The organism is Streptomyces sp. NPDC002809 (assembly GCF_040295435.1).
Taxonomy (GTDB): domain Bacteria; phylum Actinomycetota; class Actinomycetes; order Streptomycetales; family Streptomycetaceae; genus Streptomyces.
On sequence record NZ_JBEOVJ010000001.1, the window covers coordinates 254482 to 280041 of the forward strand.

At 69.5% G+C, this 25560-nt stretch carries 25 protein-coding genes and 1 tRNA gene; 15 read left to right on the forward strand and 11 right to left on the reverse strand.

Features of this window, described 5'->3' with window-relative positions; all coding sequences use genetic code 11:
• Positions 1 to 476: 476 nt before the first annotated feature.
• Both ABT025_RS01140 and ABT025_RS01145 read left to right on the forward strand, forming a co-directional pair.
• Entirely contained in the window at positions 477 to 1934 is a 1458-nt protein-coding gene (locus ABT025_RS01140) for an NsdA family TPR-like regulatory protein (RefSeq protein WP_350988415.1), read from the forward strand.
• Positions 1935 to 1943: 9 nt separating this feature from the next.
• Positions 1944 to 2429, forward strand: coding sequence for a hypothetical protein (locus ABT025_RS01145; protein ID WP_350988417.1), 486 nt, complete (start codon positions 1944 to 1946; stop codon positions 2427 to 2429).
• Positions 2430 to 2556: 127 nt separating this feature from the next.
• Here the strand turns inward: ABT025_RS01145 and ABT025_RS01150 are convergent, their stop codons facing one another.
• The 3 genes from ABT025_RS01150 to ABT025_RS01160 are packed head-to-tail and all read right to left on the reverse strand — an operon-like array spanning position 2557 to position 3244.
• Positions 2557 to 2763, reverse strand: a complete 207-nt coding sequence (locus tag ABT025_RS01150) for a hypothetical protein (RefSeq protein ID WP_350988419.1) — start codon at positions 2761 to 2763, stop codon at positions 2557 to 2559.
• Entirely contained in the window at positions 2763 to 2993 is a 231-nt protein-coding gene (locus tag ABT025_RS01155; protein ID WP_350988421.1) for a holin, read from the reverse strand. Before ABT025_RS01155 ends, ABT025_RS01150 begins: the two co-directional genes overlap by 1 nt.
• A 2-nt stretch (positions 2994 to 2995) precedes the next feature.
• Positions 2996 to 3244, reverse strand: coding sequence for a hypothetical protein (locus ABT025_RS01160; protein WP_350988423.1), 249 nt, complete (start codon positions 3242 to 3244; stop codon positions 2996 to 2998).
• Between ABT025_RS01160 and ABT025_RS01165 the strand changes: the two genes are divergently transcribed.
• Together ABT025_RS01165 and ABT025_RS01170 are read left to right on the forward strand one after the other, a co-directional pair.
• The gene (locus ABT025_RS01165) at positions 3218 to 3880 is read left to right on the forward strand and encodes a tyrosine-type recombinase/integrase (protein ID WP_350988425.1); all 663 of its coding nucleotides are present in this window, start codon (positions 3218 to 3220) and stop codon (positions 3878 to 3880) included. The genes ABT025_RS01160 and ABT025_RS01165 overlap by 27 nt on opposite strands.
• Before the next feature lie 50 nt (positions 3881 to 3930).
• Positions 3931 to 4923: a hypothetical protein gene (locus tag ABT025_RS01170; RefSeq protein WP_350988428.1), complete on the forward strand. Its 993-nt coding sequence runs from the start codon at positions 3931 to 3933 to the stop codon at positions 4921 to 4923.
• 418 nt (positions 4924 to 5341) lie between these two features.
• Here ABT025_RS01170 and ABT025_RS01175 read toward each other — a convergent pair whose 3' ends face one another.
• Positions 5342 to 5572, reverse strand: a complete 231-nt coding sequence (locus ABT025_RS01175; protein WP_330824728.1) for a hypothetical protein — start codon at positions 5570 to 5572, stop codon at positions 5342 to 5344.
• A 165-nt stretch (positions 5573 to 5737) separates the two neighbouring features.
• Between ABT025_RS01175 and ABT025_RS01180 the strand changes: the two genes are divergently transcribed.
• Together ABT025_RS01180 and ABT025_RS01185 are read left to right on the forward strand one after the other, a co-directional pair.
• On the forward strand, positions 5738 to 6064 hold the full coding sequence (locus tag ABT025_RS01180) for a helix-turn-helix domain-containing protein (RefSeq protein WP_350988430.1): 327 nt from the start codon (positions 5738 to 5740) through the stop codon (positions 6062 to 6064).
• A 354-nt stretch (positions 6065 to 6418) separates the two neighbouring features.
• Positions 6419 to 7501, forward strand: a complete 1083-nt coding sequence (locus tag ABT025_RS01185; RefSeq protein WP_350988432.1) for a cell wall protein — start codon at positions 6419 to 6421, stop codon at positions 7499 to 7501.
• Positions 7502 to 7560: 59 nt separating this feature from the next.
• On the opposite strand, the gene ABT025_RS01190 is transcribed toward ABT025_RS01185, so the two are convergent.
• Positions 7561 to 7932, reverse strand: coding sequence for a DUF6344 domain-containing protein (locus ABT025_RS01190; RefSeq protein WP_350988434.1), 372 nt, complete (start codon positions 7930 to 7932; stop codon positions 7561 to 7563).
• Positions 7933 to 8261: 329 nt separating this feature from the next.
• On the opposite strand from ABT025_RS01190, the gene ABT025_RS01195 reads away from it, so the two are divergent.
• The 3 genes from ABT025_RS01195 (at position 8262) to ABT025_RS01205 (ending at position 11830) form a co-directional block, all read left to right on the forward strand.
• A complete protein-coding gene (locus ABT025_RS01195; protein ID WP_003958712.1) occupies positions 8262 to 8396 on the forward strand; it encodes a DLW-39 family protein in 135 nt (44 codons plus the stop codon).
• 231 nt (positions 8397 to 8627) lie between these two features.
• Positions 8628 to 10496: a vWA domain-containing protein gene (locus ABT025_RS01200; protein ID WP_350988499.1), complete on the forward strand. Its 1869-nt coding sequence runs from the start codon at positions 8628 to 8630 to the stop codon at positions 10494 to 10496.
• Positions 10496 to 11830, forward strand: coding sequence for a hypothetical protein (locus ABT025_RS01205; protein ID WP_350988436.1), 1335 nt, complete (start codon positions 10496 to 10498; stop codon positions 11828 to 11830). Before ABT025_RS01200 ends, ABT025_RS01205 begins: the two co-directional genes overlap by 1 nt.
• A gap of 41 nt (positions 11831 to 11871) precedes the next feature.
• On the opposite strand, the gene ABT025_RS01210 is transcribed toward ABT025_RS01205, so the two are convergent.
• Together ABT025_RS01210 and ABT025_RS01215 are read right to left on the reverse strand one after the other, a co-directional pair.
• Positions 11872 to 13245, reverse strand: coding sequence for a serine/threonine-protein kinase (locus tag ABT025_RS01210; RefSeq protein WP_350988438.1), 1374 nt, complete (start codon positions 13243 to 13245; stop codon positions 11872 to 11874).
• Positions 13246 to 13307: 62 nt separating this feature from the next.
• Positions 13308 to 13856 carry a helix-turn-helix domain-containing protein gene (locus tag ABT025_RS01215; RefSeq protein ID WP_350988440.1) on the reverse strand — a complete coding sequence of 183 codons (549 nt, stop codon included), beginning with the start codon at positions 13854 to 13856 and terminating at the stop codon, positions 13308 to 13310.
• Positions 13857 to 14027: 171 nt separating this feature from the next.
• Between ABT025_RS01215 and ABT025_RS01220 the strand changes: the two genes are divergently transcribed.
• Positions 14028 to 14100, forward strand: a tRNA-Ala gene (locus ABT025_RS01220).
• Positions 14101 to 14221: 121 nt separating this feature from the next.
• Here the strand turns inward: ABT025_RS01220 and ABT025_RS01225 are convergent.
• Together ABT025_RS01225 and ABT025_RS01230 are read right to left on the reverse strand one after the other, a co-directional pair.
• Entirely contained in the window at positions 14222 to 16096 is a 1875-nt protein-coding gene (locus ABT025_RS01225; RefSeq protein ID WP_350988442.1) for an RNA-binding domain-containing protein, read from the reverse strand.
• A gap of 104 nt (positions 16097 to 16200) precedes the next feature.
• Positions 16201 to 19635, reverse strand: a complete 3435-nt coding sequence (locus ABT025_RS01230) for a hypothetical protein (protein ID WP_350988444.1) — start codon at positions 19633 to 19635, stop codon at positions 16201 to 16203.
• Between the two features lie 535 nt (positions 19636 to 20170).
• Here ABT025_RS01230 and ABT025_RS01235 point away from each other — a divergent pair.
• Positions 20171 to 20521: a hypothetical protein gene (locus tag ABT025_RS01235; protein ID WP_350988446.1), complete on the forward strand. Its 351-nt coding sequence runs from the start codon at positions 20171 to 20173 to the stop codon at positions 20519 to 20521.
• A 90-nt stretch (positions 20522 to 20611) separates the two neighbouring features.
• On the opposite strand, the gene ABT025_RS01240 is transcribed toward ABT025_RS01235, so the two are convergent.
• Complete coding sequence (locus ABT025_RS01240) at positions 20612 to 21337, reverse strand: DUF5324 family protein (protein ID WP_350988448.1); 726 nt, start codon at positions 21335 to 21337, stop codon at positions 20612 to 20614.
• Between the two features lie 401 nt (positions 21338 to 21738).
• Here ABT025_RS01240 and ABT025_RS01245 point away from each other — a divergent pair, with 401 nt between their 5' ends.
• Together ABT025_RS01245 and ABT025_RS01250 are read left to right on the forward strand one after the other, a co-directional pair.
• Positions 21739 to 22266: a peptidylprolyl isomerase gene (locus ABT025_RS01245; RefSeq protein WP_350988450.1), complete on the forward strand. Its 528-nt coding sequence runs from the start codon at positions 21739 to 21741 to the stop codon at positions 22264 to 22266.
• Between the two features lie 153 nt (positions 22267 to 22419).
• A complete protein-coding gene (locus tag ABT025_RS01250; RefSeq protein WP_350988501.1) occupies positions 22420 to 23319 on the forward strand; it encodes a rhomboid family intramembrane serine protease in 900 nt (299 codons plus the stop codon).
• A 308-nt stretch (positions 23320 to 23627) separates the two neighbouring features.
• On the opposite strand, the gene crgA is transcribed toward ABT025_RS01250, so the two are convergent.
• Positions 23628 to 23882 carry a cell division protein CrgA gene (crgA, locus tag ABT025_RS01255; RefSeq protein WP_350988452.1) on the reverse strand — a complete coding sequence of 85 codons (255 nt, stop codon included), beginning with the start codon at positions 23880 to 23882 and terminating at the stop codon, positions 23628 to 23630.
• Positions 23883 to 24023: 141 nt separating this feature from the next.
• Here crgA and ABT025_RS01260 point away from each other — a divergent pair, with 141 nt between their 5' ends.
• Positions 24024 to 24791: a DUF881 domain-containing protein gene (locus ABT025_RS01260; protein WP_350988454.1), complete on the forward strand. Its 768-nt coding sequence runs from the start codon at positions 24024 to 24026 to the stop codon at positions 24789 to 24791.
• A 25-nt stretch (positions 24792 to 24816) separates the two neighbouring features.
• Positions 24817 to 25533: a class E sortase gene (locus ABT025_RS01265; RefSeq protein WP_350988456.1), complete on the forward strand. Its 717-nt coding sequence runs from the start codon at positions 24817 to 24819 to the stop codon at positions 25531 to 25533.
• Positions 25534 to 25560: the final 27 nt, after the last annotated feature.

Sequence of the window (25560 nt, forward strand, 5' to 3'; positions counted from 1 at the left end):
AGCCGGCCCAGACCTCGGTGTCGAGGTTGTGGGCGCCAAGCTGGTCGCGGATGATGCCGGCGCGGACCGCGCCGGTAGTGAGCGGGCGTCGGCACCAGATGCAGGCGCGGCCGGCTGACTGATCCCAGGTGAGTTCGCCCGGCGCTGGAAGCGGGCGGGGCGGGGCGCTCACTTCGGCGGGCGGACGCATTGCGGGCACTCGCAGTCAGGGAAGGCGGATGTCTCGTCCACGGTCTCTACGGGCACGACCTCGGCCTTCGGTCGTAGGACGCGCGTCGGGCCCTGCCGGTCGGCCTCGTACACCTTGAGCGTCATTCCCATGGGTTGCCCCTGCCGTCGGTTGTCATCGCTTCAATAGCGTCGTCCAGCGGGGGCAACTGCGGTATGACCAGCGGGGGTTACCGAAGCGGTAATACACTCGTTGCTCCTCCAGCAAGGCGCCTGCGTGTGCATAGGATCGCGACGGAAGTCAGCCCATGGATGCCACCACCCCCGGCCTGCTCAGCCCCGATGTGCTCGACAGAGCAGATGTCCGGGCAGCGCTCATCGAGCACGACTTCGCCGCCGTCTTCACCCTGATCAAGAAGTGGGGCGGCCTCTCCCAGAACCGCATCGCGTCCGCCTGCCAGCTCACCCCCGGCAAGGTGTCCACGATCATCAACAGGTCCCAACGCGTCACCAGCTTCGAGGTCGTCTGCCGGATCGCGGACGGCCTTCGCGTTCCGGGCAGCCTGCTCGGGCTCGCACCACGCCCCTGGGAGGGCGCACACCACCCAGCACAGCAGGACCAGCCAGACGCTCCAGGTGACCGGCCAGACGCAGACGAGATCCCGTGGCGGCCCGACGCCACCGTGGACCTGGCCACCCACCTCACCAGGAGTGATCTCGTGATGGATCGAAGGGCCCTTACCCGCGCCCTTGCCGGCGCCGCGGTAACCGGCGCCGCCCTCCTCGACAGCCTCGAAGGCTGGCTCGTTCCGGCCGCCTCCGTCCCAGGACAACGGCGTCCAGGCCGACTCGGCATGCGCGAAGTCGAGGAACTGGAGACCACCGCACGAGCCTTCCGACAGTGGGACCACCGGTACGGCGGCGGCCTCCGAAGGAAAGCGGTCCTCGGCCAGCTCGCCGAAGTCTCCGGCGCCCTCGATGACCACCAGGCGCCGGCCGTGGCCGACCGGCTGTACCGCGTCATGGCGCAACTGGCCGGCACCGCGGCGACCATGGCGTGGGACTCCGGACTGCAACGGCGAGCCCAGGACTACTACCGCCTCGCCCTCCGCGCAGCCCACGCCGGAGGCGACGTCGTCTTCGGCGCCAATGTGCTGGCCGGCATGGCCCGGCAGATGCTCTACCGTGACCGGCCGGACGACGCGCTCCAGCTGATCCACCTTGCCCAGGAAGGCGCCCGCGACGGGATCGGCCCCCGGGCCCGAGCCATGCTCCACACCCGCGAGGCCTGGGCCTATGCCGCACAGGGGCGTTTCGCCGGATTCCAGCGGGCCACCACCAAGGCGGCCGAGGACCTCGCTGACGCTGGCGCGGATGATGACGAGCCGTACTGGATTGCGTACTTTGACGAGGCGGAACTCGCAGGCGTCACCGGGGGACGGCTTCTCGACCTCGCCCGAACCGACCCGCGCCGGCACGCCACCCACGCCGCCGACGAGATCCGGACCGCCTTGGCATTCCGCGGCCCCGAGGCTGGGCGCTCTCATGCGCTCGACCGCATCGGCCTGGCGGAATGCCAGTTCCTCGCTGGCGACATCAGGGCGGCCGCTGCCGAAACAACCCTCGCCGTGCAGGCCGCGCGAGGCACACAGTCGGGGCGTGTCCGTGCGCAGCTCGGGCAGCTGTACCCCTACACCGTGGGACACAGCGCCTCGCGCCCGGTGCGCGAGGCGCGGGATAGTATCCGCGACCTGCTGTCGAGCTGAGGAGCGCGCATGACGACACTTGCCGTGACCGGGCACATGGACCTGACCGACGAGAGTGTGCCCCTGGTGCGCGCCGCGCTGCGCGAGCTGCTGTCCAAGTACAGCGAAGACCTGACCGGGGTTTCGTGTATTGCGGCCGGGGCCGACAGCCTCTTCGCGGAGGAAGTCACCGCGATCGGTGGCCGCCTCATCGCTGTGATCCCCTCCCAGGACTACCGCGTCGCGAAGGTGAAGCCTCAGCACGCGGCCGTCTTCGACCACCTGGTGGAGACAGCCGAGGATGTCGTGACGCTGCCGCACGAGACTGCGAATCGAGCGGCCTACGAGGCGGCGAACAACGAGCTCTTGCGCCGCGCCGATCGCCTCGTCGCCGTGTGGGACGGTACGCCCCCGTCAGGCAAGGGCGGAGGCACGGCGGACACCGTGGTGCAGGCCCGGGAGGCGGGCCTGACGGTTGACGTGATCTGGCCAGCTGGAGCAGCCCGCCGCGGATAGCCTGCGAACACACGAAGGTGCCCCCTGCCCCGGCCGTAGCCGGAGCAGGGGGGCACGTCTATCCGCCGAGCATGGTGGCGAGGAAGGCCCCGCCCGAGCCGAGCGCGGCCGCGATACCGGACGCCGTTCACACCCGGCGCTCCAGCGCCGTGACCCGGACGGCGAGCGCGGTGGCCGCGGTCTCCGCCGCCAGGAGCCGCTCCCCAGCATGCATGTTCCGCTCGACCAACACGTCGAGCTTCCCGTCGAGCTGTGTCAGCCCCTTGTCGAAGGTTCCGCGCATCCGCTCCAGCTCGACCGCCACCGAAGAGCCGGCAGGCGGCTCCGCCGGCATCACTCCCGGTCCCGCACGATCTCGGTGAGGCCCGGCCCCTCCGCCCCGCCCGACGTCGCGAGCGCGGTAAGCACGGTCAGGACCGCGGCGCCACCAGCCAGCGATAGACCATCACCCCAGTTCGCGTTCAGCACCACGAGGGTGTCCAGCCCAAGCGCGGCGACAAGCGTCTGCGCAGCGGTACGTACAGCGCGCTCAGAGGTCGCGCGCCAGAAGGCGACAGTCAGCATGATCAGGCCTCCGGGGTGGTGTTGATGTTGACGTCGATGACGGCAGACTCGATGGCCCGCTCGACCGCGGCCACGACCGCCGCAGCGTCAACGCCCTTGCCGACGAGCCCGGCCAGGGTCTTGATCGCGGCGGTCTGTGCGGCCTGCGACGCCGTGAGCGCCCGATCGGTGCCCAGGAGACCGGCCTCCGCTGGGGTGAGCTGGCCGGCCTCCGCTGGTGCAACGTGGACTTCGCCCGCTGTGTCATCCACGTCCGCGAGGTCCTCACCGAAGTGAAGGGCCAGATTAAGCGCAAGATCTACCCCAAGTCTGATGCAGGCCTGCGCACCGTGCCGATCACCGGTCTTGCCTTGCGCGTTCTCCGCGAGCTCCTGGCCGACGAGCCCGACGCCAGCACGAACCGCTCCGAGGCTGACGCCGGACTGTGTCCGGCCGAGCTCGTCTTCCACGGGCGGAACAAGATCCGGCGCGGAACGAAGAAGGCCGGCTCGGAGGGCGAGCCGTACCGGGCGCCACTCCGCCGCAGCGCATTCCGTCGGCTGTGGACCAAGGCCCTCCAGGACTCAGGCGTCGGCCGGACGAAGACGAAGAAGGTCATGGTCGAGGAGACGGACCCGCAGACCGGGCGTACGCGGAAGGTGGAGAAGGGGAGGGCAGAGCACTGGCCGGCCTTCCACGACCAGCGCCACTCCTTCGCGTCCCGGCTGCACGCGCGAGGTGTTCCGGAGGTCATCGCGCAGGAGATCCTCGGGCACGAGCGCGCGGGCAAGGTCACCTGGCTCTACACCCATGCCGCGGCAGACTACGCGGGCCAGGTTCTCGCCGCCCTGGAGGACAAGAAGCCGGGACGCATCGGCGGGAAGAAGCCTCTGCGTCTGGTCGCCTGAGTTTCGAATTCGCTTTCTTCGAGGAGACGTTGAGCTCTACTGTCCAACTCATGCATCTGGACGCTGAACGGCTCGTGGACTCCTCCCGAATGTGGATGGCTGCCGCATTCGCGGCCTTCGCTGATGGGCCGCCTTCGGAGGGCATGGCGGTCCATCACGCGGGTGTGGCCACTGAGCATCTCCTGAAGGCGTATCTGGTCAGTCTTCATCCGGTGCTGATAGTGGACGGCAATCACTTCAGCTCGTTGCTCTACGCCACGGGCCATGGAGACCACCTACAGGTTCAGGGGTCACAGACCAGGACGATCCAACTCGGGGAGGCGTATGACCGAGTGGAGAAGATCTTGAAAGGCAAGATCCCCGCGAAGCCCAGGCAGGGTCGACCCTGGCCGATTGCTGATGCGCGTAATGGCGTCGCCCACGGCGGCTATCACGATCCTGCCGAGGCGCACAAGGTCTTCACTAGTTGCATCAAGGTGATTGATCCGCTGCTTGTTGAGCTTGAGGTCGGGCCGGGCTACTGGGGTGAGCACAAGGGGCTGCACGATGAGCTACTTATCGAGGGGGTGGAAGCTGCTCGGGTTCTGCTGGAGCAGAAGCTTGCCAGGGCCCGGCGCGTCTTCGCGGAGCGGTATGGGCACATCGACGAGGGGTCTAGGAAGCTCGTACTGACCACTGTGGCGCAGGTGGTCACTCCGATGTATCTGAGGAACGGCAGTGATTATTCCGCGTCAGTGGTCTGTCCGGCGTGCTCGTCGCAAGGCTCGTTGATCGGCCTCGACTACGTGGACAAAGAGAGGTGGGTTGTCGTGATGACCCCTCTCTTCTTCGAGTGCTTCGTCTGCGAGCTTCGGCTTGAAACGAGTGAGCTCGGTCTGCTGCCCTCATCCCTTGCGGGTGACGTGGACCTGGACATATCGCCTGAGGAGTACTACTCGAACTTCGAACCCGATGAGGATGACGAGTTAGACAGCGACGAAGCGGGCGACGATGGTGAACAGGACTACAGCGCAAGGCTCCTCGCTTACAGGAAACGAATGTGACCTCATCTGGCTAGGGGTGCTGCGCTACCCCGTTGCTACCCCAGGATTACCCCAGCGGCCGAGTAAGCCGGGGGAGGGTCTACGAATGCTTGCGGATGTAGATTCATGTAGGGCCAGGTGGGGTGGGTACCGGCGGTGACCTGGGGGTCTCCCTTATATAGGGCCGGGTCCTGATAAGGATGAGGCCACAGGTTCAAATCCTGTTAGCCCCACTTGTACGAAGGCCCCCACTGTTCACGGTGGGGGCCTTCGTCGTACGGCGTCCTGTGTTACGCCCTCCAGGCAGGAGCCGGGCGCGACCTGGGTCGCACGCAGTACGCCGTGTGCACGGTGGTCGTGCCGCCCGCCCCCGATGCCCCGTGGATCGTCACGCGCTCCCCGTCCCCGGCGGCGATCGGCTTGCCGCAGCGGTCGCACATCATCGGTGGGCCTCCCAGCAGGACCGGCAGCTGCGCGGGAACCAGCGGATCACCGAGCCGTGTGCCTTGAGCAGTCTCGGACCGAGGTCGCGGACCGCGCCTGTGTGCAGGGCGGAGCCGCAGAAGACGCAGTGCACGCCGCGCTGCTGCTGGGACGACAGCCCCATGACGGGCGGCAACGTGACGAGCCGCCTGTCGGGCGGGGCGCCCGGAGTGGAAGGATGGCGCATGGTCGGTCTCCTGGTGAACTCAGGGTTCTGACTGGCCCCGGCCATATGGAGGTACGAACTCCGGGCCGGGGCCTTTCTGTTGCTGGGTGGCGACGCCACTTGACGGCAAATTTATGGGAGCCCCATAATCGAAGTCAAGCGGCACGCCCGATTCGAAGGAACGGGATGGCCGAGACAGAGCGTGAAGGGCTGGTCGAGCGGGAGGAGGTGCAACGTGTCTTCGATGGCCTGGACGCCGTCGAGTCGATGGAGGACTCACTGGTGAAGGCACAGATCATCAGCAGCCTGCTCAGAGATCAGACCGAGCGCACCAAGAGGCTGAAGGAGCATCGCCGGAGGATCGTGCTGCATCTGCGGTCGCAGAAGGTGACGTACCGAGAGATCGCCGAAAGCCTGGGGGTCTCGATCGGAACCGTGCAGGACATCGAGCGGGGCTACTCCGGGTCCGGGAAGAACCGCCCCAAGAAGAACACCGCGACGACCGGCGAGTAACAGAACGGCCGAGCGGTGTAGAGACCGCCCGGCCGTTGTGACCAGCGGGTCATCACCCCGCCGATCCGAAATCCACCCTGAAGAGAAGGATTCGCCTTCGATCGTAGGGCCCGTACGCGCGCAGTGACCACTCCCGCGCCCTGAACCATCCGGAATCGGCCCCTCCTTCGACCTCCGCGGCCCCACCGGCCGCCCCTCACCCCACGGACTGTGATGCGCCACCCCACCGGCGCGGCTTCGTGCTGCGCTTCTCCGCCATGCCCGGAACCGGCATGGGTTCCCGTCCCCCGTCTCCTTCAGGAGCTCGACGCGACCGCCTCCCGGCGCGCCCTGCCGCGAGCGTGGCTGCGGGCGGTGGTGTGGCTCGTCGAGGCGGGGCTGCATCGCCGGGCCGGGGCGACGACGCTGGCCGTCGCGCGGGATCTGGCCGGGCGGATGGACTACCGGCTCGGCTCCGTGCTGTACGACCTGGAGGGCACCGCTGCCCGGTGCGGGGTGTCGGCGGCGACCGTGAAGCGGCACGTCCGGGTCTTACGCGAGCTGGGCGCGCTGGTGTGGCAGCGGCACGGGACGAAGCGGAACCTGCACCTGCCCGGCCGCCGGTACGCGGGTACGGCGACGGTCTACGCCGCCACGATCCCGGCCGTGTACGACTCCGCGATGGGCCACCGCCTGGAGGGCGCCGGCTACGGGGCGCGGGTGTGCGGGGTGACGGACGCGGGCCGGGACCGTGCAGTGCAGGACGCACAGGCGAGGTCCCGGCGTGTGGACAACCATCCGGTGAGAACTCACGGTTCAGGCGGGCGTGCGCCCCATTCTTCCGGGCGCCACCACGACGTACCCGAAGTTGATGTGGAGGAGAAGGGGAACTACACCCCGCGCAGGCGGGCGACGCCCGGCCGTACGCCGCGGCGGTCCCCGCTCCAGCTAGCCCGCGACATCGCCATCGCCCGGCAGGTGCGGCCACTCGTCGCCTGGACCCAGCGCGAGGGGCTGCGCCGCCTCGCGTACGCGCTGCGCCCGCTCATCGACCGGGGTCTCGACGCCCGTGACATCGCGGCGGAGCTCTACGGCCTGGCCATCGGATGGCGGCCTGCCCGCCCGGCGGCCTTCATCACCGCGACCCTGGGGTGCGACCCGGAGGAACCTGCGGGGCATGCGGGTACGAGCCCGCCGGAGGCGTTCCGTCGGGCCGTCACCGGCGCGCGGGAGTCGGCGGCCGGGCCTGCCGGGGGCGCGGCGTACGGAATCGAGGGGCTGACGCGTGCGGAGGTTGTCCAGTTGCGCTCGGCCGCGGCCACGGAACCGGGCCTGGTGCTCGTAGCCCTGGAGAACCTCGGTGAGCGGGATACCCGCCGTCTCTACACGAACCGGCTCGTCGACGAAGTGCTGCTGTACGAATTCACCGGGGCGCGCCCCGCAGGCGTGAGGGCATGAAGAAGGCCCCTGCCGGGGAATCCCGGGCCAGGGGCCTCGCAGTGTCAGGTGCGCCGCTCTCAGGGCGGGAGGAGGGAAGCGTCCCCCGCCGGGGCACCGTGCGAGGCGCGGGCTGTGCCGGTGGTGTTCGTGGTGTCCTTCGTGTCTGCGGACAGCTGCCGGGTGGCGGGTGAGGAGCCGTGTGCCTCGGCGCGGATGCGCTGCTTCATCGTGGGCGGCAGCGCCCGGTCACGCGGAAGGGTCCATCGCACCGACGGGGCGGCCGGAGTTGCCGCGGTCGCGGCCCTGTGCTCGTGGCTCGTGCTCGCCGGCTCCGTGACCGTGGCTTCCGTGGCCGCGGCGGTGGAGCTTGCGAGGCCCAGCGACGCGAGAAGTGCGAAGAACGCGGTGATGAAGGCGGTCCAGATGTTCTTGGCCTTGAAGGTGCTCATGGCCCCTCACTTTCAGGTGGTCCGGTTTGCTTACCTTTCTGATGATGTGGATCCGGCCCGCGATTTCGTGGACCGACGCCACCGATATGCCGTTCTTCAGATGAACACCACTCGTATGGTGCAACCGGTCCCGGAAGGCGGTGTGCGGGCCGGGTCCGGGCGGTCTGTCGGTGGCCGTCCGCGCCTGGCGGCCGCCGATGCACAACCTTCTGACGATCGCTCTTCCGTAGGCGCCAGTTGGGTTGCGGGGAGGTCACCGGTCGATATCGGCCGATGTGTATAGTCGGGCAGCAGAACTCCCCAATGCCAAGGAAAGACGAGGTCGCGCGGTGAAGAAGCTTCTCCTGGTCGCACTGGCCGCCATCGGCGGGCTCCTCGTGTACCGCCAGATCCAGGCGGATCGCGCCGAGCAGGATCTGTGGACGGAGGCGACTGACTCCGTGCCCGCAGGTTCGGGTGTGTGAGACAGAACAGCCTGTCGCGGGCCCCGGTCGCAGATGCGGCCGGGGCTTCGTGCTGTTGCGGGACCGTGACACCTGTGCCCTTGAGTTCCCTCAAGCAAATCAATAGGTTGCTTGAGCAAATGGGCGGGGTTTTCGGTCGAGGGGGCACGCGTGAGGGCACACAATCACCACCACACCGCACGGGTGGGGACATGGATCGGCGGGGCGCTGTTCGCCCTGGTGGCAGGCGCGATGCCGGCCCTGGCGGACCCGCCCGACGCCGTTGACGCACCTGCCGCGGCCCGGTCCGACGGAAGCGGCAGCCTCGTCATGGTGCTCGACTCGTCCGGATCCATGGGGGACGACGACGGCACGGGCCGCACCCGGATGGAGAGTGCCCGCACGGCCGTCTCCACGGTCGTGGACGGCCTCCCCGACGGCTATCCCACGGGTCTGCGCGTGTACGGCGCCGACCACCCCCAGGGCTGCACGGACACCCGGCTCGTACGCCCGGTCCGGAAGCTCGACCGGGCCGCGATGAAACAGGCTGTGGAGGCCGTGCGCCCCAAGGGGGACACCCCCATCGGCCTGTCGCTCCGGAAGGCGGCGCAGGACCTGCCGGAACCCGCGGGCGGTGCCATCGGAACGCGCACGATCCTGCTGATCTCCGACGGTGAGGACAACTGCGGTACGCCGCAGCCCTGCGAGGTCGCCGAGCAGCTCGGCAAGGAGGGCGTCGGGCTGCGGATCGACACGGTCGGCTTCCAGGTGAAGGGCGCGGCCCGCAAGCAGCTGGAGTGCATCGCGAACGCGGGCAACGGCCGCTACTACGACGCACCGGACGCCAAGGCGCTGTCCCGTCAGCTCCAGCGTGCCTCCCAGCTCTCCGCCGACGGCTACCGCCTCCGGGGCGAGCGGGTGACCGGCGCTGCCACTACCGACCGGGCGCCCGAACTCGTACCCGGGCAGTATCTGGACACCATCGGGCCGGGTGAGAAGCGGTACTACGCGGCCGATCTGGACGCCGTGTCCACGGTGGACTTCGCGGCGACAGCGGTACCGCAACCCGGGGCTGCTGTGGACACGTTCGACGCGCTGAGCACCAGGATCGAGTACGACGAGCACGGCTCCTGCGGGACGCACACCGCGCGCTTCCTGCAGAAGGAGGGGGCGGTTCCGCTGACTTCGGCGGTCGCCCGCATCCGTTCGGAACAGGGCACCCGCACCTGTGACCGGGCAGGCCGGTACTGGCTTGTGGTGGAGCGGGAGAGCAAGAAGGGTTCCGACGCCGCGCGTTGGCCCCTGGAGCTGGTGTACGGGGTCGAGGCGCCGCCGGCGAAGGGCGTGACGCCCGCCCAGTCGCAGACGGAGTACGGGACGGGCGGCAAGGAGGCCACGCTGCCGACGGGTGACCCCCGTGACGTGCGCGGCGGCACCGGGTTCAACGACGCCGAGACGATCGGGCAGGGCGTGTGGCGCGACCGGATCCTGCCGTCCCAGACGCTCTGGTACAAGGTCCCGGCGGGCTGGGGCCAGCAGGTGCGCTATGACGTGGAGTTCGCGAACGAGCCCACGGTGGACGGTTCCGCGGCCACGTACTCCTACGGTGCGACCCAGCTCTACACGCCGGCGCGATACCCGCTCACCGGGGGTGGCGAGTTCAACCCGAGAGCGATGTACAGCGGCCGTCCTTCGGCGGTCGCGATGGGCGGGGTTCCGGTCGCCTGGACCAACCGCTACGAGAACCGGACCGACGTCCAGCCGGTGCACGCCGGGGGCGGCTTCTACATCTCGGTGACGCTGGGCGCGCAGGCCGCCGAGATCGCGGAGAATCCGCAGATCGGTCTGGTGCTGAGGGTGTCGGTGCTCGGCGACGAACGGACCGGTCCGGAGCACGGCGCCCCTGTGGCGGCGAAGAAGTCCGGCGGTGAGGCCGCGCAGGATGCGGACAAGAAGGGCGATTCGATCGCGTCCGCAGACAGCAGTGGTGCGGGAGGGGCAGGATGGACCGGCATCGCGGCTGCTGCCGGGGCGGCCGTCGTGGCCTCGCTGGTCGCCGTGTTCGTATATGTACGCAGCCGCCGCGGGGCAGCCGCACGGACGACGAGGGGAAGCGCGTGATGAGGCAGCGCAGCAGAGGCCGGGTGACGCTGGCCGCGGTCGCGGCGATGTGCGCGGTGGCGGCGCTGCCGGGACAGGCGTACGCGGACGGTGAGACCGCTGCGTACACCTTCGACCCGGAGGCCGAGGCGGTGAGCGGCGCGGAGGTGAACACCGATGCGACGGAGCTCAAGGCCGGTTCGGTCTACAAGAGTTCGATCAAGGTCGGCGAGAAGCTGTACTACCGCCTGAACCTGGACGCGACGACGAACGCGTACGTCTCGGCCGTCGTCGTGCCCAAGGGAGGCGGCAAGGTCGCCTACGGGGACGGCATCACGGTCAGCATCAGGGACAGCTCGGACCTGCGGTGCAGTTCCGAGGACGCCCTTTTCGAGTCCGCCGAGTTCCCGCGTCCGATCGCCGCGTACGCCTACCGCGTGGTGGAGAAGGACGGCAGCACCTGCCAGGGCGCCGGGGCGTACAACGTCCTCGTCGAGCGGGAGAGCAAGGCCACCTCCGGGCCGGAGGACTGGGAGCTGGAACTGCGGTACGCGGCGGAGCCGCAACCCGGCGAGGGCGCAGCGATGCCGACCGAGGCGCCGGAGAACTGGCCGTCCGCGTCGCCGGTGCCGCCCACGCCGGCCGCCGACAACCGCAGGAAGGGCGGCACCAGTTACTACGACGCCACGAGCCTGGAGACCGGCGAGTGGAAGGACGAGATCGAACCGGGGCAGACCCTCTTCTACCGGGTTCCGGTGGACTGGGGGCAGCAGATCTTCGCCACGGCCGGCCTCGGCAACAGCCCAGCCTCCGACGAGTACATCGGCAGCGCACTCGCGATGTCCCTGGACAATCCGGCCCACGGCCATGTCGACGACGTGTCGCCCATGTCGTACTCCGGCAAGCCGGCCGCCGTCTCCCTCGATCCGGTGCCTCCGGTCGCGTACCGGAACAGGTTCGCGTCGAGCAGCAGCGTCAGCGCCATGCGCTTCGCGGGCTGGTACTACCTGTCCGTCTCGCTGAGCCCGAAGGTCGGCCAGGCCTACGGCGCCAAGCCGGTCCCGCTGACGCTGTCGGTCAAGGTCGACGGCACGGCCGGGGACTCGCCGTACGCGGGTGATGCCGGGATCTTCGGGGTCACGGAGTCGGACAAGGACCTGGCGAAGAGCGGCAGGAGCGGTCCGCAGGCGGCCGAGAGCAAGAGCAACACCATGAAGCTGGTGGGCGCGGCAGGCATCGGCGCGGGCGCGGTGCTGGTCCTCGCGCTGGGCGCGTGGATGCTGATCGCGCGACGCAGGGCAGCCGCTGCCGGCGGACAGTCTCCATACGGGGGACCGCCGCCGCAGGCCTGGTGACCGGACAGCCGGGTCCTGAGCGGGCCCGGCTGTCCCCCGCCTCAGGCCTGGGTCAGCGCCCAGATGCCCACGGCGAAGCAGATCAGCGCCACCAGCAGCACCGGGACCGCCACCTTCGTGGACGGTCCCGGACGCGTTTGCGGGGCGTGCGGAGCCGCTGCCGGCGAGGGCATGTGGGCGGCGACCGGGGCCTGCGGGTGCTGGGCGGTGTAGGCGCGGGTGAGCGCCGGCTCGTGCTGCACCGGGGCCGTGGGGGCCTGCGAGGGATCCGGTACGGCTGCGGGGAACGGGGCCGTCGTGTGTGTCGCCGGATGCGGAGCGACGGGTTGCGCCGCCGACGGGAAAGGCGCGGGCGAGGGGGTGGGGTTGGGGTTCTGCGGGGGCGGGGGGAGGTGGAAGCTGCCCGTCTCCGACATCGCGGCCGGGGGCTGCGCGTACGACTGCTGTGCGTACTGGCCGGTGGCCTGCTGTCCTGTTGCCGGCTGTCCGGTCGGCCGGGCCTCGGGCTGCGGGGCCTGCGGGGCCTGCTCGGCCTGCACGGGGCCGGTGGGGCCGAATCCCGCGGGCAGCGGGCCGATCTGGTCGAAGACCTCCACCGGCTCCTCGCCGATCCCGGGCTCCGGCAGCATCTCGACGGCGGCCGTCAGGGCCTTGCGGGCACCTGTGGCGGTACGGAACCGGGCCTGCGGGTCCGGCTGCAGCAGCCCCGCGAGGACCTGCCAGAGCGGCTCGGGGATGCCCTGCGGGGCGCTGGGCGTCCCGTACGCGGCGAAGTGCTCGACGAGCGCCTGGGAGTCGGGCTTCTTGCCCTGGAGCAGGTACAGGGCGACGAGGCCGACGGCGAAGAGGTCCGCGGAGAAGTCCGGCTCCGCGCCCAGCATCTGTTCGGGCGCGAAGTAACCCGGCGTCCCCACCACGTAGTTCGTCTCCGTGAGGCGGGGCTCGCCCTTGCGCATGGAGATACCGAAGTCGGACAGCCGCAGATGCGGCCGGCCGGTGCCGGTGGCCTCCATCAGGATGTTGGCGGGCTTGATGTCCCGGTGCACGACCCCTTCGGCGTGCACCGTCGACAGCCCGGACAGCAGCTGGTCGAGCAGCGTGCAGACGAACCTCGGGGGCAACGGGCCGTAGTCGCCGATGACATGGGCCAGCGAACCGCCGCTGACCAGGTCCATGGTGAACAGGACCTTGTCGTCGTCCGCCGCCCAGCTCGCCGGGGCGAGCACATGCGGATGCTCGATCCGCAGCGCCTGCTCGCGCACGAAGCGCAACAGCGTGTGCGCGTCGCTCTGCTGAAGGACCTTGGCCGCCACGTACCGGCGGCGCCGGTGGTCCCAGGCACGCCAGACAGCACCGACCCCACCACGTCCGATCGGATCGATCAGTTCGTACCGACCAGCGAAGACCTCACCCATTGCGCTGCGCCCGCTCCCCGTTCCTGTCTCGGCCCGTGCGTGTCTCTGTGCCTGCGCCCGGTCTAGTTCTGGTGGCCCTCGTAGTGCGCCACCGCGTCCGCGGTGCGCCCTGCGCCGTACACCCTGAGGAACTCTGCCAGCTCGGGGTGGGTCGGGGCGAGGGAGTCGGCGGCATCGATGATCTCACCGGCGGCTGCGACGGACCGCAGCAGCGACTGGATCTCGCGGACCACGCGACGCACGGTGGGGGCACCGCCGGTCGTCGTGGTCTGGCCGGTGCCGGTGAGCACGGAACCTCCCTGGGACTTCTTGATCTCTTCCATGCGGTCGGTCGCCTCTCCCGCGCTGGCGCTGCCGTCCGCCACCTGACTGGCCAGTTCCTGGAGCGCCTGGACGCGCTGGACGACCGCGGGATTGCCGATCTTCGCCCGCTGGCCGCTCATGAGCTGGGAGAGCATGGGGGCGGACAGCCCGAGGACCGCGGCGAGCCGGGCCTGGTTCAGGCCGAGATCATCTATCAGCCGTCGGAAGAGCGCGCCGAGCGGCTCCCCGTACCAGCTGCGCTGGAGATCCCTGGCTCTGGCCGTTGCCTCTTGCTGCGCTGCATCCATGGCGTCTCCCCTTCGCTGCGGCTTCGCTGCTGCGAACCTCGACGAGCATCTTACGGAGCGTGGTTGCCAACCGGGAGTCCCTATCCTTTTGGAGGTTTCAGGGGGTCACCCGGTACTCTGGTCCCCGGCGGTGGCCACACGACGCGTGATGTCGGGTGTTGCTTGCTGTTCGGGGCCTTAGCTCAGTTGGTAGAGCGCTGCCTTTGCAAGGCAGATGTCAGGAGTTCGAATCTCCTAGGCTCCACACTCACAAACCCCCTGACCTGCGAAAACGCGGTTGGGGGGTTGTTTTTTTGCCCCGATCTCCGCGCCGGTTCCTCCTTCGGCAGGGAGAGCAGCCGGATTCACAGCAAGCCGAAGGCCGTTCACAGCTCTTCGGCCTCGATGAAGCCGAAGGCCTGTCCCATGCGCACCAGTGCCTGCCTGACGAGGAGCAGCCGCGCCTCTTCATCCATGCGCGGTGGCGCGGTCACGGTCACCGCCATGCCGGGCAGGGCCTGCCGGCCGGCAGGCCCGAACCGGGAGAAGTCGATCAGCTCTTTGAGATCCGGTTCCGCTTCGCTGCAAGGGCGTTCCGCACTGAGCCTCAACTCGACCGTGGGGGGACCCGTCCACTGTGGTGTGTCCAGGTTCACCCCGGCCAGAGTCGGCAGCGTCGACGCCGCGATCGCCCAGCCGGCGAAGAGGATCGCGACGACCTCTTCCAGGGTGATACGGGTGCCCGAAAGCTCCTCGTCGGAGTACTGGCCGATGGGTGGTGGAGTTCTCGTCCGATGCCACCCGTCCACGCCGTCCACCCGCAGATCGACACACGTCACCAGCGCTGAATCGAGCGAGTGCGGCAGGGCCACCATGGCCTCGATGGTCGCGATCGAGCCGCGGATGAACGGAACGGTGCTGGAGTAGCTCGCCGAATTCAACGCGTTCCGGTGCGGTCCCGCTTCCCACCCCGAAGCGGTGGCCGGCCACGAAGCGGTGCCCGACCGTCCCCGGTGCTCGTTCAGTTGGGCCACCACACCCGTGAGGACGCCGAGCGAATCGGAGTTCACGAGATCACGGCGCGCCTTCGCCGTGATCTCCAGCTCGGAGGCGTTCGCGAGCGGGAGCGTGACGAGCGCCCGGAGCCGGAGCTGCGGAGGCTGAACCTCGCCCGTCCAGTCCCTGGCTCCACGAGTGATCCCGAAGCCGATGCCCGGCTTCGGCTCCCATATCCACGTGTGCGCGCCACGGCGCACCAGACGTCCGGGTCCCCACTTCCCTGCCGTCACGTCGACGGCCTTGACGTCCTCGTCGAAGACAACCGGTCCGAGACTCCGGTCGGTCCCGGTTTCGGGGTACCCGATGGTGGTGGTCGTGCCTCCGCCGGCGGCCATGAGCGCGTCCCAGACCGGCTGCGCGACGGCCATCGCCCGTCGGGAGGGGACGCTGCACAGCACCCAGGCAGGGTGGGAAGGCGACGCGGGGGCCAAGTGCTGAAAGGCACCGCGGCCCTCGCTGTCCCAGAACACCTCTGACATCGCCGCCCCCACGGGAGTCCTGCGCCTCAGGGCGGCATATGCGGCCTGAAAGTCCGCTGTGCCGGCCTCCATCCCCTGACCGATCCGGGGAAGCGCCGCGAAGGACTCGTCATGCGTTCGGGACACCGCCTCCTGCACCATCTGCGTCAGGCTCTCGAGGCCGGGCATCCCCGCCGCCGTCCACCCGTTGTGCAGGAGGCGGTGAATCTCCTCCCTCGGCAGCCAGTGGGTGTGGTCGGACTCGCGGATCGGCACCGCGACCGTGGAGGGGTTCACCCTGCCCGGCTTGCCGACCGGGGCTGCGACGACGTAGGGGAAGTTGGCCGGTGGCTGCTCCGGTACGTCGATGAAGAAGACGGACGAGCCGTCGTCGCAGTCGCTCCACGCGACGGTGACCCCTCGCGGAGCGGGCGTGACGCGTTCCCGTACGAGGTCGCTGTACTGCTTCGTGTCCACCGAGGAACGGTCGAAGGGCACCAGCCGTTCGAGGATCTCCGCCCCGTCTTCCGCACGCGTGCCGATACCGATCACGATCAGCCCGCCGGTGGACGTGTTCGCGAACGCCGCGACGTCCTTGGCCAGCTCCTCGACGTGCTTGGGTTCCCTGAGTCTGTACGGCTCGCGCTTGGCGTCCAGCCAGGAACACTCGCGCAGGCCCAGGAGAGCGGCAGGGCGACCGGCGCGCAGGGCCGAGCGGGCTTCGTGAAGATCAGTTGCCGCCATTGGATCAGTATCCTGGCGCGCCGCCACGAGGCAATGGTTTTTCCGGAGTCCGCCTCGGTCGTCCAGCACACCGAGGCGGTGCGGTGGATGACCGCGGCCGGCTTCTACCAGCTCCAGGACCACGGGACGGCGGGACGGCCGTCGGTGTCCAGGCCGTACGGCAGGAGCGATTCCACGGGGAGACACCCTGCTGCCCGGGCCCGGCGGGCGAGGTCCTCGGTCGTGCGGGAGCCGGCCTTCCGAAGGGCGGCCAGGAGGCGTTCACCGCAGGCGGGGGTTCCCCAGTTGAGGTCGACCTGCGAGGCGGGGTCCCGGTCCAGAAGATCCTGTACCACCTCGTCCGCTCCGGCTTCCATGAGCGCTTCGAGGAGCCGGGTCACGCTGTTCGGGTGCCGGAGGCTCGCACCCGCAGCGCGCTCGACGAGGACGTCGCGCGGGCCGGACAGCCCCGCGGCGTTCAGGGCCGTCAGCAGGGAAGCGACTGCCATGGTGTGGTCGAGGCCGATGCCGTCAGCGGCACGCTCGGCGAAGGAGCGGGCGGTTTCGTCCGCCCCCACGGCACTCATGATCTCCAGGAGCGTCGAATGTGCGTCGGGTTCCATGGCGAAGGCGACATCGGCTCGATCCACGAGGCCTCGGTCGAGCAGCTTCGTCACGGCGGCCGGCGCATCAGCGGTGTGGCAGTACCACGCGAGGAGACTGACGTCGTCCAAGTCCGTGTCGGTGGACTGAGCGACGCTGTGCTCAGCCAGCTCCCGCGCTGCCTCCGGGGCGCCCCCCTCGGACAGGGCGAGCACCGAGAGCAGCCCGTGTCCCGTGCCCGCTTCCTCCTTGGCGCGTGCCACGAACACGTCGACGGCGCGCTCGGCGCCGACCTCCACCAGGACTTCGACGGCCTCCTGCAGAAACTCGGACACGTGCCAGTCGACGTCGTCGACAAGCTTCTCCGCCACGGCCTCGAACACATCGGTTGCTCCGATGCTGCGGAGAGCCGTGAGCAGGGGTTGGACCTCCCGCGGATTCTCGTACCAGAGATGAGCGGGCAGGTCCCGCCGCAGCAGCTTCGACAGGGCTTGCTCATGGCCGGTCGAGTGCAGCAGTTCCAGGATCGTGGTGATGACTCCCGGGTCGTCCAGGCCGATCCCGGCCGAGGCGCGATCGGCCAGAACGGCGAATTCGTTCATGGCGCCCATCTCCTGGAGGAGGCCGAGCAATTCGCAGACGCCGCTCTCGCTGTAGACATCATCCGGGTTCGCGAGTTCGACCTGCCGTGCCGGGCCGCGGTTCAACAGCGCCCGGACGGCGTCGTCGGCCCCGGCCTCGTGCAGGACCTGCAGCAGGCTCAGCGCGAGGGAGACATCGGTCAGCCCGGTCCGGGACTCGGGTCCCAGGGATATCAGTGACCGTACGGCCGTCTCGGCCCCTGCCTGCCACAGCTCCTTCATCAGAAGCGGCAGCTCGTCGGGGTCCATGTCCCTGGCAGCGGTGACGGCTCGGCTCGCGAAGGACTCCAGGAGATCGGAGGCACCGGCCGCCTTCAGAGCCCGGATGAGGGAATTGACCGCCCCCACGTCGCCCGGGACGAGACAGAGGCCGTCGACGGCGCGTTGCGCCAGCGAGCGGAAGGAACTGTCCTTCGCGACTCCTCCGATCCGGGGCAGGGCGAGGGCGAGCGCACGAGGGGCGAGCTCATCGGCCCGGAGCGTCAGCGCGTCCACCAGTGTGTGGATGATCTCGGAAGAGGCTCCCAGGTCCGACAGGTGCGCGGCCAGGGACCCGACAGCCCACGCATCCCCCGGGTCGGTCCGATCGACCAGCCTGCGGGCGAGCGTGTCCATCGCTCCTTGTGCTCCTGCCGCACCCAGCGCTGCGAAGAGCCGGTTCACTTGATGCTGCTCGGACAGGTCGATCTGTTCCGCTGCCCAGCGGGAGAACGCGCCGGCGGCCGGGTGCGTCGCGGTGCGTTCGACGATCCGGATCAGGGCATGGCCGCTGCCCGCGAGGGCAGCCTTGCGGTCCAGGTCGAGGGCGTACCGGAAGAGGCCGCGCTCCCAAGCGGATTTCTGAAGCCCTTCGAGAACCGCGACGTCCGTGGTGTGACGGCAGAGGGCTTTCCACAGCGCGGCCGAACCCGCCTGATCGACACGGACGCCGGGGACGTGCTGGCGCAGGTAGTCCGTGGGTTCGTACAGGGGTGGGCTCCCGGCGGCGTCCCGTCGGGCCCTCAGCGGTGTCAGAGTGCAGCGGATGTCGGTACGAGTGCCGTCTTCCCGTTCGCCACCGGCCAGCGCGTCAAGGAGGGGCGCCGCCCAGTCCTCGCGCGCCGCCCGGTGGTGCGGGGCGAGCGTGCCGTCGGCGGCCTGCGCCAGGAGAGCCGCGGGCAGCGGGGCGGTGTGGCCGAACCGGTGGGCGTCGAGTGCTGCGGTGACCAACGCGTGCTCATGGCGCGTGAAGTGGTCGCCGGGACCGCTCAGATAGGCGTCGAGCAGTTCCGGGCCGCCGCTGAGGTGCTGCACGATGCGCCCGTCCTGCGCGCCGGCCCGCTCGGCGTACTTCAGGCGGTCGTCCCCGTGGTGCTCGGCAAGCCTGCGCCACTGGTCCCGCTCCTCGGGAGACAGCTCGCCCGGCACGCGGATCCGGTGCGCATGGGCGCCGATGAGCAGGGCCCGTGCATGGGGATGAGGGTCCCGGGGCCTTCCTTGCGCAGTCAGCTCCTGCCAGTACGGGTTCTGCCACAGGGTGGCGACGGCCGCCACTCCCTGATGCCGGTCCAGGAACAGCCGCAGTTGGGCTGCGGCCCGTTCACCCTCGCCGTCGTAAAGGATCCGCTGGAACTCGTTCAGCCACAGCACGGTTCCGGGACGTACCGTGCCATCGGCGAGCAGCGACAGCAGGTCCTGCGCGGTTGCGGGCCGTAGCAGCGGCTGCTTCGGGGCTACCTCACGCACCGCCTCGTACAGGGCGCGCGTCTTTCCGGTCGAAGACTCCCCGGTCAGTACCAGGAGGGCTGACGACCTGCCGGAGAGTGCCTCCCTGATCCGGGTACGTACCTCCGCGTCCAGGTCACGGCTCAGGTACGGGGACAGGGCGGGCAACATCCGGTGCTGTGCCGCGGGCAAGGGAGCCGCGTGCACTTCCAGTTGCTCAGCGGTCAGGTCCGATACCGATTCCTCGTCCGGCTGTTCCTCCGAGGGCGTGCGGCGCTCTCGCGCCTGCTCGTCGCGGGCCTTCTCCAGCAGGTTCCGCAGCTCGCGTCCCGGCGGAGGCTCCTGCGCCCAGTCGGCCCACAGGGCTGCCAGGGCCAGGACCTTGTCGTCGCTGCCCGACTGGGGCAGCTTGAAGGCGTCCGCGTCCCGCGGCGCCCAGTCGCTGATCCGCTTCCTGGAGAAGCCCCGAGCGCCGGGAGGAGCAGATGCCGCCTTGAGCGCCGTCTCCACCGTGCTCTGGCTGGACGGCAGTCCCTGAGCCTTCCGGTGGGCCTCCGCACGCTGACGCAGTCTGCTCAGCAACTCCCACACGCGCCCTTCGGCCGAACCCATGCGTGTGCGCCTTCCCCCTTGCCCGGGCCACCCGTAACGGGCGCTTCGGGCGATGTCCCGTGGTGGCGTCGACCAGCAGAGTAGTTCGCCGGCTGCCCGGTACACCCGGGTTCCGCGGGATGCGCCGGTACGCGTCGCCAGGGTGTGGGTGCCGTACCGGGCCGCTGCTCCGGTACGGCGGCCATCCGCCCGTCAGACCCGAGAGGTTGCCCATGTGCCGTAACCAAGAGATGCCCGAACCCGACCGCGTGCCGGGCGCGGCGGGGGACGGAGGAGGGGTCCGGCCCCGGCCGCTGTGGCAGGAGGCCCGCCGCCGGGTCCTGCTCGGAGTGGCGGGAGCGGCGGCACCGGCGCTCCTGGCACTGCTTGAACACTGGGCTCGGCGCTAGAGCCCGGTCCGGTTCCCGCCGCTCACGGCCGGACCCGCTCACCCGCCGCTCACGGCCGGACCCGCTCACCCTGGGCTGACCTGCGACAATGAGGCTCTATTGCCATGGTGGTCCGACAGTCAAACGGGGGATCGATGAGCCGTCGCATGTCGCAGGGTGCCCTGGTCGTCGGCTCGATCGGAGCCCTGATCAACCTGGTGGACGTGGTCGTGTCGGGGCGTCCGGAGCCGCACCACGTCTTCGCCGCAGTGGTCGCGCTCGGCGCGGGAGCCGAGCTGATCAAGGACCGGAGGCCCGGGGCTGCGCGGGTGCTGCGCATCGGCGCGTCGGTGTTGCTGGTGGTCGCCGGGTCCGTCGGGGGCTACGGGGCATGGGCCGCGCTCTTCAGGGGCGAGTCCTTCGACTGGCTCTACCTGGTACTCGGAGTGGTGGTCGTGCTGTACGCGGTCGTCGGCGCCGGTCAGCTGCGAGAGTCCCGGCGCAGCCGCCGCGCTTAGTACACGCCGAACGGGCGCCGGAAGACCTCAGGGTCTTCCGGCGCCCGTTCGGCGTGCTGTCCGGCTGCGGGAATGGAAACCACCGGCCGGTCAGGGGCGGTCGTCCGGGTCCTGTCCGTCCGGGGCGTCCAGTCCCTCCGCCTCCGCATCGGACTGCTTGGCCCGGACCTCGGGGTCCAGGATCGTCTGGCCGCTGCCGTCGACCGAGGTCAGCGGGTCACGGTCGTCGACCTCGGTGGGGGCGGGGGGCTCGACCAGCCAGTCGGGGTTGGCCTGCTTGTCCCACCACCGCCAGACGGCGTAGGCGCCGCCCGCAAGGAGTCCGGCCACGGCCAGCCCCTTGAACGCACGGCCGCACTTGGCCCGCCGCTCGTGCTTCCGGGCCAGCTTCCTGATCTCCTTCGCCGTTACCTGCCCGCGCAGAGCGGCCAGTGCGGCCGCGCTGCGGGCCGTGGCCTCCTCGGCCACGGGCTGTGCGGTGGCGAGGGCGTGCTCGAAGCGGGGGACGGTGTAGTCCGCAGCGCTCCGGGCGGCCTGGCGGGTGCGCAGCGCGGCACGCTGCGCAGCCTCGTCGACCTTGGGGGGCACGTGTGCGAGAGCGAGTTCGAGACGTGGTGCGAGGTGCGCGTCGTACTGGACACGGGCCTGCTGTGCTGCCTTCGACACCTTCGGCGCGAGCAGTGTGCGGGCCTCGTGCGCATAGTGAACGGCCTGTTCCTTGGCCGAGTCGGCGTAGGGCGCCACCACTACCGCGGCGTGCTGCACGCTGTCCCTCGCCGAGTCGGTTGCGGCGCGCACGCTGTCGATGCGGGTCACGGGATCCTCCTCCTTGGTGGCGGGTAGATACTCCGCCTTTCCACCCAGTTCGAGATCATGCCTGCAGGGGACCTGTGCGGCACGCGGGGCGGGCATCCGGGTCATTCAGGCCATCGGGGATGCCACGGGGCAAGCAGGTGCAAGGGGAGCCTGCCGACGACAATGCCACGGTTCGGCCCGCCACGCGTCGGTTCGTCACGCACTTGGCCGTGTGTCTTCCCGTGCCGCATCCTGCGGCCGGTGCGGGAACCCTCCGACGGGCGGCCCGGGAGGGGGCCGGCGGCGGCCCGGGAGGGGGCGCAATGGTGCAAGGGGTGTGTGGCGCAGCCGGGCCGGGCGCCGGGCGGGGTGGTCCGTGCGAGGATCGGTTGACGTCAGAGCAGACTTACGGAAGGCAGATCGTGGCCGAGCAGCTTTACGCCACCTTGAAGACCAATCAGGGCGACATCGAGATCCGGCTTCTGCCGAACCACGCGCCCAAGACGGTCAGGAACTTCGTCGAGCTCGCCACCGGTGAGCGCGAGTGGACCCACCCCGCGACCGGGGCCAAGTCCAAGGACCGGCTCTACGACGGCACCGTCTTCCACCGGGTCATCAGCGGTTTCATGATCCAGGGCGGCGACCCCCTGGGCAACGGAACCGGTGGCCCCGGGTACGAGTTCGGTGACGAGTTCCACCCCGACCTCGCCTTCACCAAGCCCTACCTGCTGGCGATGGCCAACGCGGGCCCGGGCACCAACGGCTCGCAGTTCTTCGTGACGGTGTCGCCGACCGCCTGGCTGACCGGCAAGCACACCATCTTCGGCGAGGTGGCGGACCCGGCGAGCCAGAAGGTGGTGGACGCCATCGCGGCCACCCAGACCAACGACCGCACCGACCGCCCGGTGCAGGACGTGGTCATCGAGTCGGTCGTCGTCGAGAAGCGCTGATCGCCCGGCGTCACCGTCCGGTCACCCTCCGGTCCTTCCGCCGGGAACCAACCGCCCTGTCCGTCCGTACTTGATATGAGAGCGGACGCGCAGGGCGGTGCCGTGCGTGCTCTGCCACGACGAGGACCGAGGGGACCGGTAGTGATGGGACCGATGGACCAGCAGCCGCCGGGCGGCCAGGACCCGACCCAGCCCGTCGACGGTCCGGTCAGCTGTTACCGGCACCCGGACCGCGGGACGGCGATCCGCTGCACTCGCTGCGACCGCCCGATCTGTCCTGACTGCATGGTCAGCGCCTCGGTCGGCTTCCAGTGCCCGGACTGTGTGCGCCAGGGGTCCGGTACGGGACACCACCCGGCCGCGAGCCGGCCGCGCACGATCGCCGGCGGCACGGTCGCGGCCGACCCCCGGCTGGTCACCAAGATCCTTCTGGGGATCAACGTCGCGGTGTTCATCGCGGTGCTGGCCAACGAGACTCTGGTGAACGACCTGGCGTTGCTGGGCCGGGCCAATTTCTACGCCGGCGGCCCGCCCGAAGGCGTCGCGGAGGGCCAGTGGTACCGGCTGGTGACGTCGATGTTCCTGCACCAGGAGGTGTGGCACATCGCCTTCAACATGCTGGGTCTGTGGTGGCTCGGCGGTCCGCTGGAGGCGGCGCTCGGCCGCGCCCGCTATCTCGCGCTCTATCTGCTCTCCGGGCTGGCGGGCAGCGCCCTGACCTACTGGCTTGCCGCGCCGAACCAGCCCTCGCTGGGCGCCTCGGGCGCCATCTTCGGCCTGCTGGGTGCCACCGTGGTGCTGATGCGCCGGCTGAACTACGACATGCGCCCGGTCTTCATGCTCCTGGCGATCAACCTGGTCATCACCTTCAACCCCTGGGGCGGAATCGCCTGGCAGGCGCATGTCGGGGGGCTGGTCGCCGGCACGCTGATCGCGATCGGCATGGTGCACGCCCCGCGTGAGCGGCGGAATCTCGTGCAGTACGGCACCTGTGCCGTGGCCCTGGCCGTGGTGGTCCTGATCGTGGTCGCCAGAACGGCCGCGTTGACATAAGTGGCGACGCCACGCAAGCCGTAAGCCCGATATGGACCGTTTGTGATCGAAGTTGTCCACAGCGTGCACACGATCTTGTGCATCCTGCGGACATAACTGTGCCCCTTGTCGCTGAGCTGGATTTTTCCAGCAAGGACAAGGGGCGTGCCGCCCGCATCGGGGCCGGCTGCAGTCACACCGGCGTCAACGGCCGAGGAGTTATCCACAGATCGTCTGACCTTTTCCCCCGCCTGTGGATAACGCTGTGGGTAACTCAGGGCAAGGGTTGCGGGACGGGTGCCCGCTGTGGTCCTACGCGGTCTTCGGAGCTACTTCCACTGGGTCGAGACGCCGAAGCCGCCGGCGATGAAGCCGAAGCCGACGACGATGTTCCAGTTCCTCAGCGACGAGATCGGCAGGTCGCCGTCGGTCACGTAGAAAACGACGATCCAGGCCAGCCCGATCAGGAACAGCGCCAGCATCACCGGCGCCACCCAACTGCGGTTGGTCAGCTTTATGTTGGTTGCCTGCTTCGCCGTAGGGGGCGTGAAGTCGGCCTTCTTGCGGATACGTGACTTCGGCACGAGGAACTCTCCTGTCGATGCGCTGCGTGACCGCGCAGGGAACTGTGGCTGGCGCCGGGGCTGGGCGCGAGGGGGAATGCTGCCTCCCCCGGGCGTCCGTTAGCGTAGTGCTTCCGTGGCACCGAAGGAGATAAGGGTACGTTGAGCAATTCTGCCGACTCTCCCCCAGGGCCGGTCCGGCGCACCTTCCGGCATCCGGCCAAAGTGCTCACCGCTGCCGTTTTCGCCCTGGCGGGCCTCATCTTCGTCACCAGTGCCAATACCGCCAAGGGCACCAATATCCGTACGGACTCCTCGCTGCTGAAACTCTCCGATCTCATTCAGGAACGCAGCGAGAAGAATGCCGCCCTGGACGAGTCCGCCGCCTCCGTGCGTGAGGAGATCGACACCCTCGCCCAGCGCGACGACGGCAGCACCAAGGCGGAGGACGCCAAGCTCAAGGCGCTGGAGCGCGCCGCGGGCACCTCGAAGCTCTCCGGCAGCGCGGTCTCCGTCACGCTCGACGACGCCCCGCCGAACGCCACCGCGAGCCCCGGCTACCCCGATCCGCAACCCAATGACCTGGTCATTCACCAGCAGGACCTGCAGGCGGTCGTCAACGCCCTGTGGCAGGGCGGCGCCCGCGGCATCAAGGTCATGGACCAGCGGCTGATCTCCACCAGCGCGGTGCGCTGCGTCGGCAACACCCTGATCCTCCAGGGGCGGGTCTACTCGCCGCCGTACAAGATCACCGCCGTCGGTGATCCCGGAAAGCTGAAGGGGGCCCTCGACGCCTCCCCGGCGATCCAGAACTACCTGCTGTACGTGAAGGCGTACGGGCTCGGCTGGAAAGTCGACGAGTACGGGGCGGTGACTCTTCCCGGCTACTCGGGCACAGTGGATCTCCACTATGCGGAGCCGGTGAAATAGCGAGCAGCTGCGGGGAGGCCGACCGGTGTCGGTGCGACTGATCGTCAGGACGTTCAGCGAGCTGTGCATCACCGCGGGCGCCCTGATCATCCTCTTTGTGGTCTACGTCCTGTTCTGGACCGGGGTGAAGGCCGCGGGCGCCACCGAGGGGCAGATAGACGACCTGCAGAAGCAGTGGGCGCAGGAGGCGGTGGCCGTACCCGCTCCCGCACCGTCCGCGTCGGCGTCACCGAAACCGCCCGCTCCGAAGGCCCCGGCCGCCAGGGCGCTCCGCGACGGAAAGCCGTTCGCGATGCTCTACATACCCCGCTTCGGCAAGAGCTGGGAGCGGCCTGTCCTGGAGAACACCGAGGTCAAGACCTTGCAGAAGGGTCTCGGCCACTACCGCGGCACCGCAGGACCCGGTGAGACAGGGAACTTCGCGGTGGCCGGCCACCGGCGTACGTACGGCGACCCGTTCAAGGACTTCCCGAAGCTGCGCCCCGGTGACGCGGTGCTGGTGACGGACGGGACGACGTGGTTCACGTACCGCATCGACAAGAAGCCGTACCGCACCGTCCCGAGCGATGTCGGCGTCATCGACCCGGTCCCCCGCAAGTCCGGCTTCGACGGGCCCGGCCGCTATCTGACACTGACCACCTGCGAGCCCGAGTGGGGCAGCAGCCACCGGCTGATCGCCTGGGCGCACCTGGATGCGACGCAGCCCGTGACCGCCGGCAGACCGGCGGCTTTCCACAGCTGACCCACGGCTCTCGGGGCAGGCTCTAGT

Coding starts and splice junctions, on each gene's coding strand:
- ABT025_RS01140 (WP_350988415.1), top strand. CDS start 477: ATGGATGCCACCACCCCCGGCCTGCTCAGCCCCGATGTGCTCGACAGA.
- ABT025_RS01145 (WP_350988417.1), top strand. CDS start 1,944: ATGACGACACTTGCCGTGACCGGGCACATGGACCTGACCGACGAGAGT.
- ABT025_RS01150 (WP_350988419.1), bottom strand. CDS start 2,763: ATGCCGGCGGAGCCGCCTGCCGGCTCTTCGGTGGCGGTCGAGCTGGAG.
- ABT025_RS01155 (WP_350988421.1), bottom strand. CDS start 2,993: ATGCTGACTGTCGCCTTCTGGCGCGCGACCTCTGAGCGCGCTGTACGT.
- ABT025_RS01170 (WP_350988428.1), top strand. CDS start 3,931: ATGCATCTGGACGCTGAACGGCTCGTGGACTCCTCCCGAATGTGGATG.
- ABT025_RS01175 (WP_330824728.1), bottom strand. CDS start 5,572: ATGCGCCATCCTTCCACTCCGGGCGCCCCGCCCGACAGGCGGCTCGTC.
- ABT025_RS01180 (WP_350988430.1), top strand. CDS start 5,738: ATGGCCGAGACAGAGCGTGAAGGGCTGGTCGAGCGGGAGGAGGTGCAA.
- ABT025_RS01190 (WP_350988434.1), bottom strand. CDS start 7,932: ATGAGCACCTTCAAGGCCAAGAACATCTGGACCGCCTTCATCACCGCG.
- ABT025_RS01200 (WP_350988499.1), top strand. CDS start 8,628: ATGCCGGCCCTGGCGGACCCGCCCGACGCCGTTGACGCACCTGCCGCG.
- ABT025_RS01205 (WP_350988436.1), top strand. CDS start 10,496: ATGAGGCAGCGCAGCAGAGGCCGGGTGACGCTGGCCGCGGTCGCGGCG.
- ABT025_RS01210 (WP_350988438.1), bottom strand. CDS start 13,245: ATGGGTGAGGTCTTCGCTGGTCGGTACGAACTGATCGATCCGATCGGA.
- ABT025_RS01215 (WP_350988440.1), bottom strand. CDS start 13,856: ATGGATGCAGCGCAGCAAGAGGCAACGGCCAGAGCCAGGGATCTCCAG.
- ABT025_RS01225 (WP_350988442.1), bottom strand. CDS start 16,096: ATGGCGGCAACTGATCTTCACGAAGCCCGCTCGGCCCTGCGCGCCGGT.
- ABT025_RS01230 (WP_350988444.1), bottom strand. CDS start 19,635: ATGGGTTCGGCCGAAGGGCGCGTGTGGGAGTTGCTGAGCAGACTGCGT.
- ABT025_RS01235 (WP_350988446.1), top strand. CDS start 20,171: ATGTCGCAGGGTGCCCTGGTCGTCGGCTCGATCGGAGCCCTGATCAAC.
- ABT025_RS01250 (WP_350988501.1), top strand. CDS start 22,420: ATGGACCAGCAGCCGCCGGGCGGCCAGGACCCGACCCAGCCCGTCGAC.